This is a genomic window from Paenibacillus sp. Root444D2 (assembly GCF_001426375.1).
In the GTDB taxonomy this organism is placed as follows: domain Bacteria; phylum Bacillota; class Bacilli; order Paenibacillales; family NBRC-103111; genus Paenibacillus_E.
In genome coordinates, this window is the sequence record NZ_LMEO01000045.1 from 798,585 (window position 1) to 817,559 (window position 18,975).

Sequence of the window (18,975 nt, forward strand, 5' to 3'; positions counted from 1 at the left end):
ATTATACGCTTAATTTGCAATTTTTTCAGCCGAACTCCGTCCCATATTACAGGACCTTTATTTCAAGGCCCCTTCCGTGATCCCTTTGATGATTTGGTTTTGAACGAAAAGATACAACACTAGCACAGGAATAATCGTCATAATTAATCCTGCCATCAAGGGTGCGTAATCAACAGAGTACGACGAGAAGAAAGTAAACGTAGAAAGAGGCAATGTCCTTTGTTCCGGCGACAGTAAGACCAAACTGGGCAATAAATAATCATTCCAGATCCAGAGTACATCGAGTACGATGAGCGTTACGAAAACCGGTTTCAATAAAGGCAGTACAATCTGGAAAAAAGTTCGCAGCCTCGAGCTGCCCTCTATAAAAGCCGATTCTTCCAATTCGTAAGGAATTCCTTTGATAAACCCATGGAAAGTAAAAACGCCGAAGGGAACGCCAAACCCCAAATATAAAAACAGCAGCGTTCCCTTCATATTAAGCAGATCCATCTTTCCGTACAGCATGACCAAAGGAATCATGATGACTTGGAACGGAAGCGCCATGGAGCCAAGCATCATGAAAAATAGCACAGTATTCAGCTTCCATTTATAACGAACAAACAAATACCCGGTCATTGACGAGAAAATAACAATAATGAAAACTGCAACAACTGTAATCAACAAAGAGTTGGAAAGTCCTTGCATGAATTTCATGTTGGTAAATGCAGCAGTGTAGTTCTCGAAATGAACACTGCTGGGAATAGCTAATGGATTTTCAATGAATTGCTGCGTTTTTTTGAAAGAGTTCATGACGACCAGCAAAAAAGGAATTAAAAATACAAATAAAATTACATACAGGATTGCGGCTTTGATTCTTGATATGGACTGTCGAAAAGCCATCACGATTCGACCTCCAATTTTTTAAGTAAGTAAGATTGAGTTAGCGCAACCAGGGCTACGACAGCAAATAAGACAACTGCTTCCGCCTGTCCGACTCCATATTGATTGGACAAGAAAGCTTTTTGAACGATATGATAGGAAGCTAATTCGGTGGAATGAAAAGGTCCGCCTTTCGTTAGGGCAAGGTTGATATCGTAAGTTAAAAATGAGCGAGAGATGGAAATAAAAATACAGATGACGATAGCCGGGATCGAAAGCGGCAATATGATTCTGCGAAGTCTTGCATAACCGTTCGCCCCGTCTATGCTCGCAGCTTCCAACACATCACTAGGAACACCTGAGAATCCGGCAATATAAATGATCATGAGATAGCCGACTAATTGCCAAGCTGTTGCGATGATGAGTGCCCAAAATGCGGTATCCGTATCCGTTAACCACGACGATTTAAACAATGCCCAGCCGTATTTATTCCCTATATAAGGCATGATCTGCGAGAATAGCGTCTGCCACAAATACCCTAACACGATTCCGCCGATTAAGTTTGGAGTGAAAAAGCCCGTTCGAAGCCATTTCTCTCCTTTAACCCCGCTGGTCAACGCCAGTGCTATAAAGAAAGCCGCCACATTGGAGATCAATACCGTAAACACCACATACTTAATGGTAAACCACAATTGGGTAAAAAAAACTTTATCATGAAATACTTTGGTATAATTTGATAAGCCGACAAATGATATGTCGGCCGTTCGAACATCCCAATTCGTAAACGTCAGGTATAACCCAACCAGGAACGGAATCAAAACAACAGCAGCAAATGCCGCTACGGAAGGAGCTCCAAAAAGAAGAAAAGTTCCCGTATTTCTTAAATAAATCTTACTCCTCATAGTACCGCACCCTTTACAACCAGTTTTTAACCTTAATCCCTATTTCCCAGCATTCGATTTCCAATAATCCTGAACCTCTGTCGTGAAAGCCTTTCGGTCAGTTTTTCCTACCATATATTTTTGCATGGAAGCTCCTGTCTTGGACCAATAGTCTTGCGGGAAATAATTAATGACTCCGATATTAAGGAACTTCCCTTGATCGACATATTTCGCAATGGCATCGGAAATCACATTTGTGCCTTTTGCCTTTATATCCTTATAAGGCAAGGAGAGGCCCATTTTGGTCACGATCGCACTCTGACCTTGCTCGCTTGTAACCATCCATTCGACGAATGCTTTAGCCGCTGCCTGCTGCTCCGGAGTAGATCCGGATTTATCGATAGCGAACAACTTCGGTTCCGTGTAAGCTACTTGAGAGTTGCCGTAATCGGCTGGGTTGTTGCTAATTGGTACCGGAATGATTCCAAATTCTTTATCTCTTCCTTCAATCGTGCCAATGACAGACCAAGTCCAATCACCCATAAAATAGAATGCCGCATTGCCTTTTGCGAAATCTGTGCTGTCTTTGTTGTAATCTGCGACGAGCGGATCATTTTTTCTGGCATTATATTGCTTTAATAAATCAAAAGTATCCATCAGACCGTTGAATGGCTGATTGTCCGCCAAATTCGTTTTGCCATTTTTCAAATCCTCTACAAACTTGCGGTTCTCTTCCACCTTTTGTGATTGCGAAGAATAGGCTAGTCCCAAATAGTGAGCGCCTAAGGACCAATCTGCCCCGTGAATTATCACAGGCGCCTTGCCGGCAGCTTCAATTTTCTTGAACAATGCTTCCAAATCATTGCGGGTTTTTACTGATGAAGGGTCAAAGGTCCCTCCGGTTGCTTCCTCAACTACGCGCTTGTTATACAACAAGCCATAGCCTTGGGCAGTCCATGGAATGCCAAGGAATTTGCCGTCCAGCAAAGCGCCGTCAACCGCCCCGGGCTTCGTTAATTTTTCATACTTCGCCTTCTCCGTCTCTAAGTCCATGAACTTATCTTTATATTGGAGAATCGTTCCCGGGTCAAGATTCGCTACCGTGGCCGGATTGCCGGATGCCAACAGGGATTGAAATTTCTCTAACTGTGCTCCTCCAATTGGTGTCGGAATCAATTCAATAGTAACGTTAGGATTCTGCTCGTGATAAGTTTTAAAAAGGTCTTCGAACACGCCGTTTACTTCAGCTGAAGTATTAAAGAAAGTAATCTTGACTCCCTTTGCCTTTTGAGTGGCTCCCGGCGAGGAGCTTGGGGCATTGTTTTGGGAACATGCCACCAATGAGGAAAGCAATACAATCGAACAAATTCCCGTAGTGGTGATACTCTTCATCTTTTTCAAACCCTATTCCCCCTTACAAGTCTGTTTTGAATGCGCTATCAAATTTATTTTAATCGGTTTCCGCATCTTGTGTCAACCGGTTGACATAAATTTTATATTCTTTTGGCTCAACGTACAAACAAAATAAACCGGCACCCCCAAATTCGGAGTCCCGGTCTTATAAACACTAAACAACTTCATTCAATCTCTTTAAAATGTTTAAAATCTTCACACCTGTCTTCGCTCATAGGCACTTAATCTCGGGATTAGGTTGAAGCTTTGAAATAAGCTTATGTTCAATACCTAGTTTTTATCCTGTGGTATTCTTCCATTGTTATTGAAAGCACAGTTCCGTGTTTGAAGCGATATGGGAAGATGAAGTTTTCATCCGATCGGATAAAGAGTCCACTATCCATCTCATCTGCTATAAAAGAAACATATCCCTGCCCTTCTCCCTTGACACCGTAAAAATCCAGCATCAAGCATCATTTACCATTGCTCAGCTTATACGCTGTAGGTGCTTCATAGGCGGGGTTATTGAGCTTAGCCATTTCCCCATTAAAGGCCTCGATTGTTTCGCATTCACCGGCGAGGGTTTCTCCCTTTTGCAGTATAATAGCTTTGGGATTTGCCTCGCTTTTCAGGAATCGGTAGAACATACCGTTTTCCTCGTAGATGGCAGAATCAATTACCCCGCTGTCTTCCTTCCGATAAAGCAGCTGCGGTTTAGCAAAACTTTCAAAATCCTTTGTTCGCGTGTAATAGATTGCCTTATGCCCGAAATTGTTGATAGAATGAGCCGATGACCAGTGAATGACGTAGTCTTGCTCCATACGATCGTAAATCACATCCGGCGCCCAAATACATCCGAAATCCTCATCGCCTAATTCGATCATTCTCTGCTCAGACCAGTTCACAAGGTCATCCGATTCCCACAAGGAAAGGCATTTACTTCCCTCTCTGGTGATGCTCTCCCAGCTTCCTCTGTACTTGTCATGAAAATGGTTGGCAAGGCTCAGATCGGTGGCAAGAATATAAAATTTGCCGTACTTCGTTCGCACGATTGTATGATCTCGGACTCCCTTATCACCCTTTTCACTCCAGAGAACGGGTTGACCTCCGTTTACCTGTTCCCAGTTAAACCCATCAGTACTGAGTGCAAAATATACTTGCTCGCCATCAGGTGTTTCCTTTTCTTTAAAATGTACGAATAAATAAGCTTCCATTCAAATGCTCCTTCCGAGACATCATATCGTTTATAGCGAAAAAAATACCGAACAAGTAGCCTTATTCCGACCCTCGCTCTTGTGTATATATCGTTAACTTTGGTTGTGTGTTCATCACCAGCTTGACTCCTTTACTCCTTTTAATTTGATTTTAAGCGCTTGTTCATCCGGAAACAAGCATTTAAAATGGTTAAATGCTGACCTATCGTGCTTTTTATCTACCACGCGCTCCATGTTTCGCAGTAGAACCAGTACCTTCGCGTTTAATGATGCTCAGGAGCTTTGTGTTATAATGTATAAAGATAATCAGACTGGATGAGAATTGGACCCATAAAAGACCAAACAGATGAACCAATCGGAGGCGTTAAAATTGCAAAATATTACAATAGCAATCTGTACTAGAAATCGAGTTGCAGATATCACCAAATGCATCGAATCCATCAGTAGGCAGGTTGAACTTTATTGTGAGGTTGAGATTTTAATTGTAGATGATGGAGATATCAATAAGGAACAATTAGATTTATTTGAAGCTATCTTATCAAAAATAAAATGCATGAAGCTGTCATACTTTAAGAAATTAAAAGCTGGAATTTGGCTTTCAAGGGTTGAATGTGTAAAAATCGCCGCACATGAAATTATCCTTTATCTAGATGATGATGTTGAATTAGATGATCCTTACTATATAAACAAATTACTAAAAAATTATGAAGATGATGCAAGTTTGGCAGGAGTAGGAGGAATAGCCAAGGGATTATATTCTAGTAAAATAGCAAATGCTCTCGGAGTAGCCACGTTTCAAATGTCTAGTTCATTGGGGAAATTGTCCAAAAGTGGTTTAGCAGGATCTATAGCAAATTGGAATAAAGCCAAATCAAATTTTGAAACAGAATTTTTTCATGGGTGCAATATGTCATTTAAAAAGAATTCACTTAAAGACATGAAGCCTTTAAGCTGGATGGAAAATTATGCTGTCGGCGATGATTTATATATGTGCTACTATGCAAGCAACTATGGTAGATTGGTCATAGATCCGGATTTAAAAATAATACATCACGAATCGCCTCAATCCAGGGATAAAGCTGAAAAAGTTTCTAAGGCCAAAGTCGTAAATCATTACTATTTCCTTAAAATGAAACAAGCTGGGATTTTGAATTACGGGGCACTATTATGGACTATTGTATATTCAATAGTTAAAGAAATGGTTAAAAAAAATAATGATGCGACAATAGGTTACTTAAAAGGAATAAAATTTCTGTTCTTTACGAAGAAAGAATCCCTATAAAAAGCTTTATCTTTGCGTGACGATACCGTTAACATTTATTTCTTAAACCCTAAGGATCGATAAAAAAAGACTGACGAACAGTTCATATAACTGTATTGTCAGTCTTTTTTTATACGTATCTCCTAAAGAGCGTTCCATTGAAATCGAAATGAAAGTCCTTGCGGCGGACTCGGACTTGGAAAAATAAAGTCTTAGGCTGTCGCCGCTGATTATTTAACTAACGTTTCCGTTAGCTTAATCAATCGTCGTAGTCACTATTGAGCTTTTAATCTCCGCTTATTGGAAAATATTACATAGCCTAATGAAACAAGGAACTCCAAGCGACCTTCGTGGTAGATTCCAACCGCAATTATAAGCGTTCATTAATTTTGATCAACAATTCCTTTAAGGTTTGCTTCTCCTCTTCGGAAAGGACTTGAACGATTTCGTCCTCCACCTTTTGGAAGGAGTCATTAAAGTCTTCAATCAATTCAACGGCCTTTGGTAAAACATAAATATTTTTTTGCCGTTCATTATTGGCTGGGATTTTCCGCTCGATGAATCCTCTTTGCTCAAGACCTTGAAGCATACTTGTAATGCTAGCCCCGCGCAGATGAAACCGATCGGCAAGATCCCTCTGAATTAATTCAGTTTCTTGGTTCTCGTAGATATAGCCAATTATTTTTCCTTGTTGAGCGTTTAACCCTAACTCTTTTATGCTCTCGTCCGCTTTTTTCTTTAACTTAAGGCCAATAATCTGAAACAAATCCAGATAAGGCGTATCCTTGCGAGGCTTCATGATCGTACCTCCCCATATTGTTAGAAAGCTAACTGTAAGCAAATAAACTATACAGAGATCTAGCTTTCATGTCAAATAAATATTAGTTTATTGACAGTTAGTTATCTAACAGTTATACTCCGAAGTGATTCAGGAACAACTCCAAGGAGGAATAACATAATGAAGAATGCAGTCCAAAGCTCTCCTGTAGAAACAGTTACGGCAATTACGAATGCGCGTATTTTCGATGGTGAAAAAGTGATCGAGTCAAGGAGTATTGTCATCAAAGGGGAAACCATTATTGCGGTGGGCGGCGACATTCCGGCGAATGCAACAATCATCAATGCTGAGGATGCAACATTATTGCCCGGCTTGATTGATGCGCATGTCCACACTTCCATCGGTGGATTACGAGATGCATTAAATTTCGGCGTGACGACAGAACTCGAAATGAACGGTGATTTTACGAAAAGAGGACGCGCGATCCAATTGAAAAATATGGATGACGTCGCCGATGTCCGTTCTGCAGGCACGGCAATCACCGCTCCGGGTGGTCACCCGGATGAATTGCTGCCAGATGGGGATGAGATTCCAGAATTCGTATTAAAGGAATTGGAGAAGTTATCGAAGGAAGACCGGGAAGCTATGCTAGCCGCTTACGCCCACGATCACGAAGAAGTGCCGCAAGTAACGACGGTGGAAGAAGCGATTAAACATGTGCATACCCAGGTGGAGAATGGCGCCGACTATATAAAAATCATGATTGAAGAAGGAACAGTCATGGGTGCCCCTGGCCTGCCTGTCTTAAGCGACGAGATTCTAAAAGTAGCCGTGGAAGAAGCCCATAAGTTCGATAAAGTCGTCATCGCCCACGTCTTGACTGCTCATTCTTCGCAAACCGCCATCGATCTTGAAGTGGACGGATTGGGCCACCTGTTTATCGACAGGCCCGAGTACACGTCGGAGTTAGTGCAATCCATCGTCGATTCTGGCGCGTTTGTTACACCGTGTTTGGTGTTGAACTCATCCATTCTTGGGAACCCAGCATCGGAATTGGCGAATGACCCTCGTGTTCATTCCAAATTAAGTCCGGAATGGATCGATATTTTGAACTCTAGCTTCAATACTTTCCCGCAAGGCAAAATGGAAAATAGCTTTAAAAATGTGATGGATCTTCACAGTGCCGGTGTGGATATTCTGGTCGGGACGGATGTCGCCCCCGTTCCCGTTCCGAATCTTGGCGGCCTTGCTCATGGAGCCAGCGTACATCATGAATTGCAATTGCTGGTTACGGCCGGGTTCACTCCGATAGAAGCGCTTCAGTCGGCTACCTCGAAACCGGCCCGTCGGTTCGGTCTTAATGATCGTGGCCGTATTGCCGAGGGTGCGCGCGCTGACCTAGTACTGGTCAATGGTGATCCGACAACCAATATCTCGGATACCCTATCCATTAAAGCCGTATGGTTCAAAGGTGCGCAAAAACTAAGTTAATTATTTCGGCTATTGTAATAATATGTTATATGTAGTCAAAAACACTTTTGTGGCAGGGCACTCTACTTCGAGGAGTGCCCTGCTGTTCGTCTTTGTAATTAAACTGCCCTTTAGTTTAATGAGCTTATAATTTCGATTGTATCTTTTAGTGTTATGGACTTAGAAGAATATTGTCCCAACTTAGTTATAACCTTCGGTTTAATTCGACTTTCAAAATTATCATTCCAAATAAACATGTTCCTGAATATTTCAAAAGTCGGTTTATAGTTTGATTTTTCTATTCTGAGTAACTGTAAGATAAATCTTCTGATAATTCGATACTTTCGTTTCGAATTATCCGTATCCAAAAATATTATTAAATCAGCATTATTAAAACTTTGGAACACCCATTCGTTATAATGAGCACCCTACCAAGTATTTAAATGAATAATTGTGCTCAACAGTTGATCTCTTTCTTCCTCAGTCCTTTTAATGTCTCTCGGTTTATGTCTCTTCCATACAACATTATCCAATTCGTAATACTCGGCGGATGAGCCGCACTTGTACCGCAATGTGGGCAATGACAATGAATACTCGTATTGAACAGCTAGTTGCATATATGGATCGGCGGGCGATCGATGCCGTACTGATTACGATGCCGAAGCATGTGTATTATTTGACCGGGTTTGCGAGCGACCCGCATGAGCGTCTTCTCGGTCTGTTGATTCCGCGCGGAGCCGAGCCGCTGCTAATCGTACCGGCTCTGGACCTTGTGCTGGCCGGCGAGAAATCTGCGCTGCCGCATGGTGTTCCGGGCTCACAGGCCGTCCGCGAAGGGGAGCTGCTCTTGTGCGACCGTGGATCTTCGGTTTTCACCTGCCTCTATCTATCCTCGATTTTGGAATCGGCTCTCGTAGATGAGTTTGTCGTCAACCGCCGTTCCAATCGAAGAGGAAGAGGAATACGATCTGAGCTGGCTTCAGTGGTATATTTTTCTAATGGTTAAACACAATAACTAAATGATGGAGGGTTCAACATTGTCTAAACTTTCCGTTACCGAGCCGATGCAGGAGCAAATCCGAAATCGTATGAAGGGGCCCCTGACTTCGTCATTCGGCCGTTCCCTCTCCGTGGATCTTCGGCTTTCACCTGCCTCTATCTATCCTCAATGTGGAATCGGCTCTCGTAGATGAGTTTGTCGTCATACTCATGCTTGCCGCCGTTCCAATCGAAGAGGAAGAGGAATACGATCTGGGCTGGATTCAGTGGTATATTTTCCCAATGGTTGTACACAATAACCAATGATGGAGGGTTCAACAGTGCATAAACTTTCCGTTACCGAGCCGATGCAGGAGCAAATCCGAAATCGTATGAAGGGGGCCATTGACTTCGTCATTCGGCCGTTCCCTCTCCGTGGATCTTCGGCTTTCACCTGCCTCTATCTATCCTCGATTGTGGAATCGGCTCTCGTAGATGAGTTTGTCGTCAAACCTATGCTTGCCGCCGTTCCAATCGAAGAGGAAGAGGAATACGATCTGGACGACCTGGGCTGGTTTCATCGCCACATCCCCTTCGTCCAAAACAAGGAATGGACAGATGCCGATGAGGGCGTCCGCCTGCTGCTGGAGGGCCAGTGCCTGCTGATTCCAACGCACGTTAACCGTTTCCTAAGCTTTGACGTCAAACGTAGTGACTATCGCAGTGTAACCGAGCCTCAGTCGGAAGCCACAGTACGCGGACCACGGGAAGGTTTCGTCGAAGACATCGGTCGGAACGTGGCTCTCATCCGTAAACGGCTCAAAAGTGAACATTTAGTTTTTGAACAGATGACCATCGGAACTAAGACGCAGACCAAAGTGTATTTGACCTATTTGCCCGACGTAGCACCCAATGACGTCGTAGAAGAATTCCGTCGTCGGCTGCAGGCCATCCAGGCTGACAGCATTCTGGAAAGCTCTTATATGGAAGATTGGATCCAAGACAAGACGTTTTCACCGTTCCCGCAACTCATCGGGACAGAACGGCCGGACGCGGTGACTGGCAAACTGTTGGACGGGCAAGTAGCGCTTCTCACCGACGGCACTCCGATTGCATTGATCGGTCCAGTGACATTTTTCCAACTCTTCTCCTCACCAGAAGATTACTACCAGAGGCCGGATATCGCCACACTTTCGCGATGGTTGCGAATGTTCGCTTTCATGCTCTCGATCTTTATCCCTCCTCTATACATTGCGGTGGTCACATTCCACCAGGAGCTACTACCGACTTCGCTCTTGATCAACCTGGCCGCGCAGCGGGAAGCTGTGCCTTTCCCCGCGTTCCTAGAAGCAATGATCATGATGGTCACGTTCGAGATTTTGCGTGAAGCCGGTTTGCGGATGCCTCGGATTGCTGGTCAATCGATCTCCATCGTCGGCGCGCTAGTACTCGGTATGACCACGGTCGAAGCAGGACTCGTCTCCGCGGCTATGGTTATCGTCGTTTCGATCACGGCAATCTCCAATTTCGTGTCGCCAATTTACGGCTTTGGCATTGCGCAGCGGATCCTCCAGTTCGTGTTCATGTTCCTGGCCGGCTTTATGGGATTATACGGTATTCTGTGCGGAACATTGTTTGTTTTGATCCATCTAGTCTCATTGCGTTCCTTCGGTGTGAAGTACATGTCTCCCATTGCGCCTTTGGTGCTGTCAGACTTCAAAGACACTATCCTGCGCGTTCCTCGGTTCTGGATGAAACAAAAACCTCAGATGTTCTCTAAGAAAAAATAGGGGAGGGGGCGAACATTGCGAAAATTATGGCTCTTGAGCTTACTAGTCGCCTTACTTCTCTGTCCAGGTTGCTGGGACAAGAAAGAAATCAACGAATTGGCAATCGTCACCTCAATCGGCATCGACCGAGAACCATCGACTGGCATGTATATTGCTTATTACCAAGTAATCAACCCTCCGGCTCTCTCCTCCAGGCAAGGTGGCGGATCCAAGGCATCGGTTTACACGTATCGTTTCAAGGAATATAGCTTGGGCCGGTTCATTCAGAAATCGAGCACGATGATGCCGCGTTTGCTTTTCACCTCACATTTGCATTGCTATATATTATCCGAAGAGGTGGCCCGTCAGGGCATCATTGATATTCTCAATTACTTGGAAACAACTCCCGAATGGCGCATGAACGCTTATCTGTTTGTGACGGATTCCCCTCTACAGGCCGTAATGAACAGCTTTACGACACTCGAAAAGGTGCCCGGACGCCATGCCACCTCGCTTGTTCGCGTTCTTTCGCGGGGGTCATTTGCGGGGGGTGTAGAGCCGATCCGTGTCAAAGACATCGTGACAGGTATGGAATTCCGATTGCCTACACTCATACCAATGATCCACTACCGCGGCAAACCTGCGGAAACTACCGAGAGAATGGAGCAAATTGACGTCAGCAAACAAGCGCCGTCCTTTTTTGAGGACAGCGCGGTGTTCTTCAAAGGACGCATGGAGGGACGCTTGGACAGTCAGAATAAATACTATTATCATATCCTAAACACGAAATATCGGAAATTCACAGAGACGGTTAAAGTAGACGGAAGTTACGTCGACGTCGAGACGAATAATGTCCAAGTGAAACGGAAATGGGACCGATCCGCCAACCATCTCAACATCCTCATTCATGCTGATCTTCGCATATTGAACAACCAACAAAATACCAAATTAACGTTGCAAAACGTACACAAGATCGAAAAGGCGTTTAATCGCGTCGTAGCGGACAAAGCGGAGAAGATGGTTGTGTTGGGAAGGTTAAAGAACTGGGATCTGTTGGGCTTGCAGGATGAAGGGGCTACTTCTGATTCATGGCGGCGGACGTCGGTGAATTTCTCGGTCACATCTGACGTTACGACGACCGGCAACAAGAGGGATCCCTATACTAAGGAAGGCAAGGAGGGATGAAGAGCATATGGAATCCGACCGGCTCAGCGCGTGGCAGTTTCACTTGTTGACGCAAATCTATGTCATCGGCACTGCGTTTATTTTGCTCCCCGGCCCGATCATCGCGAGCGCAAAACAATATGGTTGGGTTGTCGTCATTTGGGCGACCTTGTATGGGTTGGTGCTTGCTTTCGGCTACTTGTACCTTGCCAAGCTGTATCCAGGAAAAACACTTGTCGAGATCGCTTTGCAGGCATTCGGCAAGTGGGCCGGCGGCCTCGTCTCGTTACTGTATATCGTTTTTTTCATCCAAATCGCATCGTGGGTAACCCACAATCTTGGCGATTTCATGCATATTAATCTCATGCCGCTCACACCTATTTCTGTATTCCATATCATGATATTGCTCGTTAGTGCGTACGCCGTGTCGAAGGGGATCGAATCAATCGCCTTGGTGAACGAACTTCTGGTGCCTTACCTCTATTCAGCGTTCTGGGTTCCGATAGTCATCATGCTGCGGGAGTGGAAGTGGCGCTATTTTCACGTCGCCTACCCTTTCCAGCTGAGCGACGTCGTTATTCAAACCCGATACGTGCTGGCGTTCCCCTTTATGGAGACGGTGGCGTTCTTGATGCTTATTCCATTCGTGCAGAGGAAAGTGAAAATCGCGTTTATTACGGGAATCGCTGTCGCCGGCGCAATGTTGACCGCTTGCGTTTTTATTTCGATTGGGGTTCTAGGCGTGTATCGCGGCCAGCAGTTGGTTTACCCAATCTTTTCGATGTTCCGCGAAATGAGATTTACCGGCTTCATCGAGCATTTGGAAGCGATTCTGGCTGTGAATATCGTGCTGGTAGTATGTATTAAGCTGTGCATACTATTCTATTGCGCCGTTTTGGGCGTCTGCCAGCTGTTCAAAATTGAGAGGCGAAACATCGTCATTTATCCGATGGTGTGGGTCATTTCTGCGTATTCGATGCTGTTTATAAATAACATCGAAAATCTCGATTGGATAAAAAAATATTTGTTCGAATACTACTTCTTATTCGCCGTGGCTCTTCCCGTCCTCTTCATCGTCGCGGCCAAATGGAGAAATAACGGTCGGCGGATGAAGAAGGACGGCTCTACATGACGATTTTGGTCGCCGTCTATGCCTTAACCATCGGAATCGGTTATGCGATGCGAAAATTCGGCAATTACAACGGCAAAGAGACTACAGTTTTCTTCTCAATCGCAACTATCGGAGCCGTTTTGTGGCTCAGTATTATTCTGCGTCATCCATTAGATTTGAATGATGCGATCGCCTTCATCATCGAGCGGATCCTGCCTTAAATTCGCCAAATTATTATTTTACGTAATTAAAATAAAGGGCCGGTATCCCCAAAGATGCTGGCTTCTAGTTTTTATGTACTTACTAATATCTAAATTTATTTTCGTGCGAAATGCGCCTCTAGTATGGATTTTGTATATTACCCCTTCATCTGAATCATTTTTGGCGACTATTTCACGGCATATGACTGCTCTCATATAGAAAAATATCCGTTAAAAACTAAACCCCGAGGGAGTGTCTCTTACTAGTCCCATTCCAAAATAGAACAATAACTTTGATTAATAGTGTATATAGAGTAACTATTCCAAATGGATTACTGATTACATAACGTTCTTCGTCCTTAGTCCTTTTATTATAGATTGATTTATCAATGGTAGTTGGTTCAGTTGAAGCGCAGTCGCTCTAGGACAGAATATGGGGTCCCACCCACATTTTAACGAGAATATACGCTAAGCAAATTTCGACATACACTGAGTTTGATTTTCTATTCTAACTATGACATTTTTTGTAACGATTAGGGGTACGACCTAGATACAAGAAACAACGGGTCATAACTGTACTTCCAGTTATGACCCGTTTATAAAATAGTAATGCACCTTTGATTTATACGTTTTATATATTCGTAAAATTATCAATATATCAACCATTCAAATATAGACCATCCGTTAATTACGAGCACATTCCGTCCCATTTCTCTGTTCTTCCATTCCGGTTTTAAAATCAAAAGTTACCACTCTAACAAACATTAAATCCCCTTATTTAGAACATATATTACCAAGAATCAATTTTTAGTAAGAGATTCCTTTGAAGAGGTATTATTAAGTGCCGGTGCAATAAAGCGAATATTTTCAAGAACAGTTTGTAATCGAAAGCCTCCTTTTACACCCGGCACTGAAGAAACAAGCCCTGCTCGTACAGTTTTCTCATTAATTTTTGAAGATAAGTTGGAGAATAACCTGCTTAGGTAAACAATTAAGCAACAAAAGAGCAAATACAGCTTGTTCCACGCCAGCCGTCATTTTCATGCGTCATCATTCTTTTTTAATGATTGTTTTGCTGTTCTTTTTTCAATTTTTCAGGTGTAACATCATTACCTAAAGGGTCTAATATTGTTAACCCTTTAACTGTGCTGATTACTTGTCCACGAATAATTTGAAGATATTCTTGACGTAATTCTTGACGCTCCTTTAATTCTGTTTGTGTTAAACCATCTTCTTTTTGTTTTTTAGCTAATATATTAATTCGATTTAAAATTTCAATCATTTCTTTCTCCGCCTTTCTTTTTATAAAAGTTCTTGTGCAAGTAATCGATAAGACTGTAGTCTTGCTTCATGACTATGACTGATTGTCCCAATCATAGCTTCATTAATACCAAAATTTTGCTCATGTGCGCGTAATGTATTTGCAACATCTTTTGCACTCCCCACTAAGAATCGTTTACGGTTATTCTGTATATGCATCTTATCCATTTCAGTATAAGAATAATTTAATGCTTCCTCAGGAGATACTACTTGAAAAGCCATCCCTTTATCTAATAATAATAAGTTTAAATCTAAACTAGCTGCATGATATTCAGCTTCTTCAACTGTTTCTGCCACCATCACGAAATAACCAACATTAATTTGGGGGTTTTGCATAAACTCCGAAGGAATGAAATTTGTACGATAAGACTCCAACGTTTCGGTAGATAATTGTCCACTAATGAATTGAGCAAACGAATATCCAATACCGAATCGTCCTGCTTGTGCAGCGCTGTTGCCACTAGATCCTAATAACCAAACTTCAGGTAATGGAGCACCCAATGGAGCTGCCAGTGTACGATTATATAGATGGTCAACAGGCATCGTTTCTGACATAAACATCATCGTTTCTACTAATTTATCGTACTGGTTGAACAGGTTCGGTTGTTTTCCTTCATGTAATGCAATAGTAGAAAATTGATCACCACCGGGTGCACGGCCTACACCGAAATCAATTCTATTAGGGTATAATGTCGTTAATGTTTTAAATATTTCTGCCATTTTTAATGGCGAGTAATGCATCAGCATGATTCCACCAGAACCAACACGAATATGGTTTGTCACTGATGTAATATGGGCAATCAATATTTCAGGTGAAGCACTAGCTAAGTTTGCAGATCCATGATGTTCGGAATACCATATTCTTTGATATCCTAAACCATCTACTAATTGAGCTAATTCAATAGTATTTTGTATAGTTTCATGAGGAGCCTGCCCATTTGAAACTGGAGTTTGATCCAAAACGCTTAATTTCATAAAAAAACCTTCTTTCGTAGTTAATATAGATACTTAATACCCATAATTGGAGCGTATTTTCATTTCAATATTGATTTAATAAAAGTTTCTCCCGGTTCCTCTTTACTATTTATTGTGCCTTTAGTATTTGGGAAACCTCCTTGTCGATGGTCGCCCTGCTATAGTAAAATACAATGTGAAATAGCGATGATTAAGGTTTTCCATTCCAGTAAGTTACTTCATCAACACCTAATCTTACTGTTGGGATCCTGGTTCTCTTGCTTTACCCACAGCAATCATTACGATGTTAACTAAGTTTTCTGGGACATTAAATTCCTTACGGATTCTTCAATGCTGTAGCCAAGCATTTACTGTATCGAATCCTCTTGCCTTTGCAGCTAGCATGAGCTGCATGGCTACTAGACCACCATCAAGCATTTGCTATTCTTTTTTTACTTGTTCACTTACAGAACCATAATATCCCTGTACACTATTGTTGATTCTGTCTTTAATTTCTTCTGTCATATACCCGCATCTACGCTCTCTTTCCAACCTGTCTGAAATCATTAATTAATCCACTGCACAATATCCTTCATGTCTTTTCTCCCTCTAGGGAATGCAGGCTCATTTGCTCGGTATCCAAATGCAACCATAGCCGAAACAGCTAAGTGACCATCCTCTAGTAAGTTTTCTTCCGCAAGGAGTTTTTCTACCTTATCGATATAAAATCCTTCTATTGGACAAGAGTCAATTCCTAGTAACGCTCCTACAGTCATCATATTGGCAAAGGGAAGAAAGGTTTGTCTTTTAGCCCAATCCAATGCTTTTTGCTCATTTTCAAACAGATTTTGTTGGTTTACTTGGAAATTTCTTATACCCTCTATTATTTGATCAGATATTTCATCTGGAACACCCATAACATTAAGCCATTGATTTTTTACATATTCTGAGTCGTACCTTGTATCCTCGCTTGCTCTTGAAAGAATGATAACGAAATGGCTCGCAGTTGGCAGATGACCTTGTGCGCCTGGAGAAATTTCTTTTAGCTTTTCTCTGAATTCCTGATTTTGGACAACGAGGAATTTCCAAGGTTCAATGCCACATGAGCTTGGTGAAAGTCGGGCTGCTTCTAAGATTACATTAAAGTCTTCCTCTGAGATTTTTTTTGTTGGATCAAAGGTCTTTATAGCACGTCTAAAATTAAACGCATCAAGAATTTCTTGTCTTTTTATCACTCTTTGTGTCATATTCAAACACTTCCTTCTTAGTTGTTTTAGATAAGCTATCCATCGATAAGAAAAAAATATTAGCATATATTTCCCTTATTTTTGAAGAGATTGACCTACTCATCCAGTTGTCAAATATTAAAAATGTAGAATCCAACATGTTTTGTATAAACAATGGATGTTGTATACTCGATTCTAAAATAGAATTCATTTATTCTCAATCATCAGTTTTGGTGTTTTATCGCCTATACAACAAACAAATTAAATTGTTGTCTATTCATATAAAAGAGAGGGATAAATATGGAAGAAATGAAAGTAGATCCACGTATTATACGGACAAGAAAATTGTTAATGGATGCCTTTATGAAAATAGCTCAAAAAAAGGAGTTCAAAGACATTACAATAAAGGACATTACGGAGGAAGCAACCGTAAATCGTGCCACTTTTTATTCTCATTTTCAAGATAAATACGACTTAATGGATGCCTCCATTACAGAAGATATATTAGAAAGCATTGTGAAACACTTGAATCATTACGATAGGTTAAATGAAGAGACTATTGTAAACATCTTTTTTACATTAACTAAGTTTCATACAAAAAAACGTACAGAATATAGCTCACAATGTAGAAGAAGTATGGAATCCTTTTATTCAATAATTGAACAAAAAATAAAAAAAGAACTGGGAGAATTATTTTATACCCTATTTTTAAAACAACAACTTAGCTTGGATTCGGAAGCCTTAAAAATTGGTACTACTGTGTTGAGTTGGGGAATTTACGGAGCATCTGTGGATTGGGAAAATAATAGTTCTCTTTCAGCAGAACAATATATAAAAAAAGCCTTACCTTTTATTTTGACGGAAATAAATAATTTTAAAGGATGATTATTGACCCCAAGAAATTTCAATAATGCTATCATGGATTAGAACTTTGCACCAGAACCAGCATAACTAAATGTATGACTCTTTTGCGCTACTCAAGGGATGAAGAGCCTAAGAAACTTCGTTTTCGATAGTTTGCTTAATGAATTGCGTAAATTCTTTTACATCAGCAAAGAGCCAATCGGGATGCAAGGCCAAAAGTTCTTCTTGATTAGTAGTCTCGGCCCACGCAGCAGATACAATGGGTACCCCAACTTCTCGGGATTCAATAATATCACTTGGAGAATCTCCCACATATATACACTCTACAGGAGCAACTCCTAATTGATTTAAAACATTTTTTATTGCTTCTACTTTTCTTGACCCCCGAGGAGAACCTGTTTCAATAAGATCAAAATAGGAATGAATCCTAAACATAGAAAGTGTAATACCTGTTCCCCGTTCTCCCTTGCCAGTAACCAGAGACAAATGGACATTATGGTTTTTTGCATAATCTAATACTTCTACAATTCCAACAAAGGGTGTAGCACACATCGTATGCAAATTTTGATAATGCGATAGGAAACTCTCGATCACCTCTTCGTATTGATTAGGAATTAATGCATGTATTATTCCTTCTTCGGAAGGACCAAAGGTATCTCTAATTTCCTGATCAGAAAACGTTCTGCCAGCCAATGGTTCAATGGATTTTTTTAAAGCAGCAATACATAACGGTAACGTATTTCCAATCGTACCATCAAGATCAAATATGATACATTTCAACATATGCATTCTCCTTTTTTTAAAATGCGTAAACTCCATTCATATCCACTAACAATAAATCCAATTTATTCTTCATAGTTTTACTTAGCTCATTATCATTTGGATTAGTTTCAAGAGCGCAACCGAGTATGATAGCTGCTAAGTGACATGATTTTGTAAGCATATCATCTGCGTTAAAGGGGACGGGGCCTGCAGGAAGAAAGAGTTCCCCAAGATCCGTGCTTAAATGCGGATACATACAACTTGAATAGGGCATGTAGACGGAATTGAACCAATATTGCATTTTTGTTTCATTCGCCATAGTTAAAATATCCGAGTTTTGTTCATCCTCTCGGACTAAACCAGTATCATCTATAAACTGAAAAACTCGCTCTTCCGGATTCTTTATAATAAATTTCAATGTAATTGTATATTCAACCATCATACGTAATACAGAATAAGCCTCATCACAAAAACCGGAAACTAACAAAAGACGTAGTGCAATTTTTGACTTATGAAATCTGGTTATAAAGTATGACGATAAATGAGAAAGTAAGTTATGTGGAATTTGTTCTTCTATCAGATAAAGATCAATTAATTCGACCCAATCATCATAAAATTTCAATAACTTCCAATGATTACTTTTCATTTCCATAACGACTTCTTTGTTGTACATAATCCACTCACCCCCATTCATAAAATATGACTCGTTCAATTCATTAATAATTTGTCTACAATAGCAATGTAATTTATGAAACGCGTTCCATGTCAAC

At 41.4% G+C, this 18,975-nt stretch carries 17 protein-coding genes and 1 pseudogene; 8 read left to right on the forward strand and 10 right to left on the reverse strand.

Annotation, left to right across the window (positions count from 1 at the left end; genetic code table 11):
* Positions 1 to 57: 57 nt before the first annotated feature.
* The 4 genes from ASD40_RS24835 to ASD40_RS24850 form a co-directional block, all read right to left on the reverse strand.
* On the reverse strand, positions 58 to 882 hold the full coding sequence (locus ASD40_RS24835) for a carbohydrate ABC transporter permease (RefSeq protein ID WP_057305815.1): 825 nt from the start codon (positions 880 to 882) through the stop codon (positions 58 to 60).
* A complete protein-coding gene (locus ASD40_RS24840) occupies positions 882 to 1,763 on the reverse strand; it encodes a carbohydrate ABC transporter permease (RefSeq protein WP_057305816.1) in 882 nt (293 codons plus the stop codon). Before ASD40_RS24840 ends, ASD40_RS24835 begins: the two co-directional genes overlap by 1 nt.
* 39 nt (positions 1,764 to 1,802) lie before the next feature.
* Positions 1,803 to 3,134 (reverse strand): ABC transporter substrate-binding protein, encoded by a 1,332-nt coding sequence (locus tag ASD40_RS24845; RefSeq protein ID WP_063860421.1) that lies wholly within the window; start codon positions 3,132 to 3,134, stop codon positions 1,803 to 1,805.
* A 473-nt stretch (positions 3,135 to 3,607) separates the two neighbouring features.
* Complete coding sequence (locus ASD40_RS24850; protein ID WP_235549370.1) at positions 3,608 to 4,348, reverse strand: glycoside hydrolase family 43 protein; 741 nt, start codon at positions 4,346 to 4,348, stop codon at positions 3,608 to 3,610.
* A gap of 370 nt (positions 4,349 to 4,718) precedes the next feature.
* Between ASD40_RS24850 and ASD40_RS24855 the strand changes: the two genes are divergently transcribed.
* Positions 4,719 to 5,630 carry a glycosyltransferase family A protein gene (locus tag ASD40_RS24855; protein ID WP_057305818.1) on the forward strand — a complete coding sequence of 304 codons (912 nt, stop codon included), beginning with the start codon at positions 4,719 to 4,721 and terminating at the stop codon, positions 5,628 to 5,630.
* Positions 5,631 to 5,979: 349 nt separating this feature from the next.
* On the opposite strand, the gene ASD40_RS24860 is transcribed toward ASD40_RS24855, so the two are convergent.
* Entirely contained in the window at positions 5,980 to 6,408 is a 429-nt protein-coding gene (locus ASD40_RS24860) for a MarR family winged helix-turn-helix transcriptional regulator (RefSeq protein WP_006207256.1), read from the reverse strand.
* 159 nt (positions 6,409 to 6,567) lie between these two features.
* Between ASD40_RS24860 and ASD40_RS24865 the strand changes: the two genes are divergently transcribed.
* The 6 genes and pseudogenes from ASD40_RS24865 (at position 6,568) to ASD40_RS24890 (ending at position 13,100) form a co-directional block, all read left to right on the forward strand.
* On the forward strand, positions 6,568 to 7,878 hold the full coding sequence (locus ASD40_RS24865; protein ID WP_057305819.1) for an amidohydrolase family protein: 1,311 nt from the start codon (positions 6,568 to 6,570) through the stop codon (positions 7,876 to 7,878).
* A gap of 565 nt (positions 7,879 to 8,443) precedes the next feature.
* Positions 8,444 to 8,626: pseudogene (locus ASD40_RS38845) on the forward strand (aminopeptidase P family N-terminal domain-containing protein); the annotation flags it as partial.
* A gap of 550 nt (positions 8,627 to 9,176) precedes the next feature.
* Positions 9,177 to 10,625: a spore germination protein gene (locus tag ASD40_RS24875; protein WP_057305821.1), complete on the forward strand. Its 1,449-nt coding sequence runs from the start codon at positions 9,177 to 9,179 to the stop codon at positions 10,623 to 10,625.
* A 15-nt stretch (positions 10,626 to 10,640) separates the two neighbouring features.
* On the forward strand, positions 10,641 to 11,789 hold the full coding sequence (locus ASD40_RS24880; RefSeq protein WP_057305822.1) for a Ger(x)C family spore germination protein: 1,149 nt from the start codon (positions 10,641 to 10,643) through the stop codon (positions 11,787 to 11,789).
* A 7-nt stretch (positions 11,790 to 11,796) separates the two neighbouring features.
* Complete coding sequence (locus ASD40_RS24885; protein ID WP_057305823.1) at positions 11,797 to 12,900, forward strand: GerAB/ArcD/ProY family transporter; 1,104 nt, start codon at positions 11,797 to 11,799, stop codon at positions 12,898 to 12,900.
* Complete coding sequence (locus tag ASD40_RS24890; RefSeq protein ID WP_057305824.1) at positions 12,897 to 13,100, forward strand: hypothetical protein; 204 nt, start codon at positions 12,897 to 12,899, stop codon at positions 13,098 to 13,100. The genes ASD40_RS24885 and ASD40_RS24890 overlap by 4 nt, the downstream gene beginning before the upstream one ends.
* Positions 13,101 to 14,139: 1,039 nt before the next feature.
* Here ASD40_RS24890 and ASD40_RS24895 read toward each other — a convergent pair.
* From ASD40_RS24895 to ASD40_RS24905, 3 genes are all read right to left on the reverse strand, one after another.
* Positions 14,140 to 14,361, reverse strand: coding sequence for a DUF896 domain-containing protein (locus ASD40_RS24895; RefSeq protein WP_057305825.1), 222 nt, complete (start codon positions 14,359 to 14,361; stop codon positions 14,140 to 14,142).
* A gap of 20 nt (positions 14,362 to 14,381) precedes the next feature.
* Positions 14,382 to 15,374: an LLM class flavin-dependent oxidoreductase gene (locus ASD40_RS24900; protein WP_057305826.1), complete on the reverse strand. Its 993-nt coding sequence runs from the start codon at positions 15,372 to 15,374 to the stop codon at positions 14,382 to 14,384.
* Positions 15,375 to 15,919: 545 nt separating this feature from the next.
* Positions 15,920 to 16,600, reverse strand: a complete 681-nt coding sequence (locus ASD40_RS24905) for an NAD(P)H-dependent oxidoreductase (RefSeq protein ID WP_057305827.1) — start codon at positions 16,598 to 16,600, stop codon at positions 15,920 to 15,922.
* A gap of 279 nt (positions 16,601 to 16,879) precedes the next feature.
* On the opposite strand from ASD40_RS24905, the gene ASD40_RS24910 reads away from it, so the two are divergent.
* Positions 16,880 to 17,464: a TetR/AcrR family transcriptional regulator gene (locus ASD40_RS24910; protein WP_057305828.1), complete on the forward strand. Its 585-nt coding sequence runs from the start codon at positions 16,880 to 16,882 to the stop codon at positions 17,462 to 17,464.
* Between the two features lie 108 nt (positions 17,465 to 17,572).
* Here ASD40_RS24910 and ASD40_RS24915 read toward each other — a convergent pair whose 3' ends face one another.
* Both ASD40_RS24915 and ASD40_RS24920 read right to left on the reverse strand, forming a co-directional pair.
* Positions 17,573 to 18,226, reverse strand: a complete 654-nt coding sequence (locus tag ASD40_RS24915; protein WP_082562424.1) for an HAD family hydrolase — start codon at positions 18,224 to 18,226, stop codon at positions 17,573 to 17,575.
* Positions 18,227 to 18,242: 16 nt separating this feature from the next.
* Entirely contained in the window at positions 18,243 to 18,878 is a 636-nt protein-coding gene (locus ASD40_RS24920; RefSeq protein ID WP_057305830.1) for a DUF5677 domain-containing protein, read from the reverse strand.
* Positions 18,879 to 18,975 lie beyond the last annotated feature (97 nt).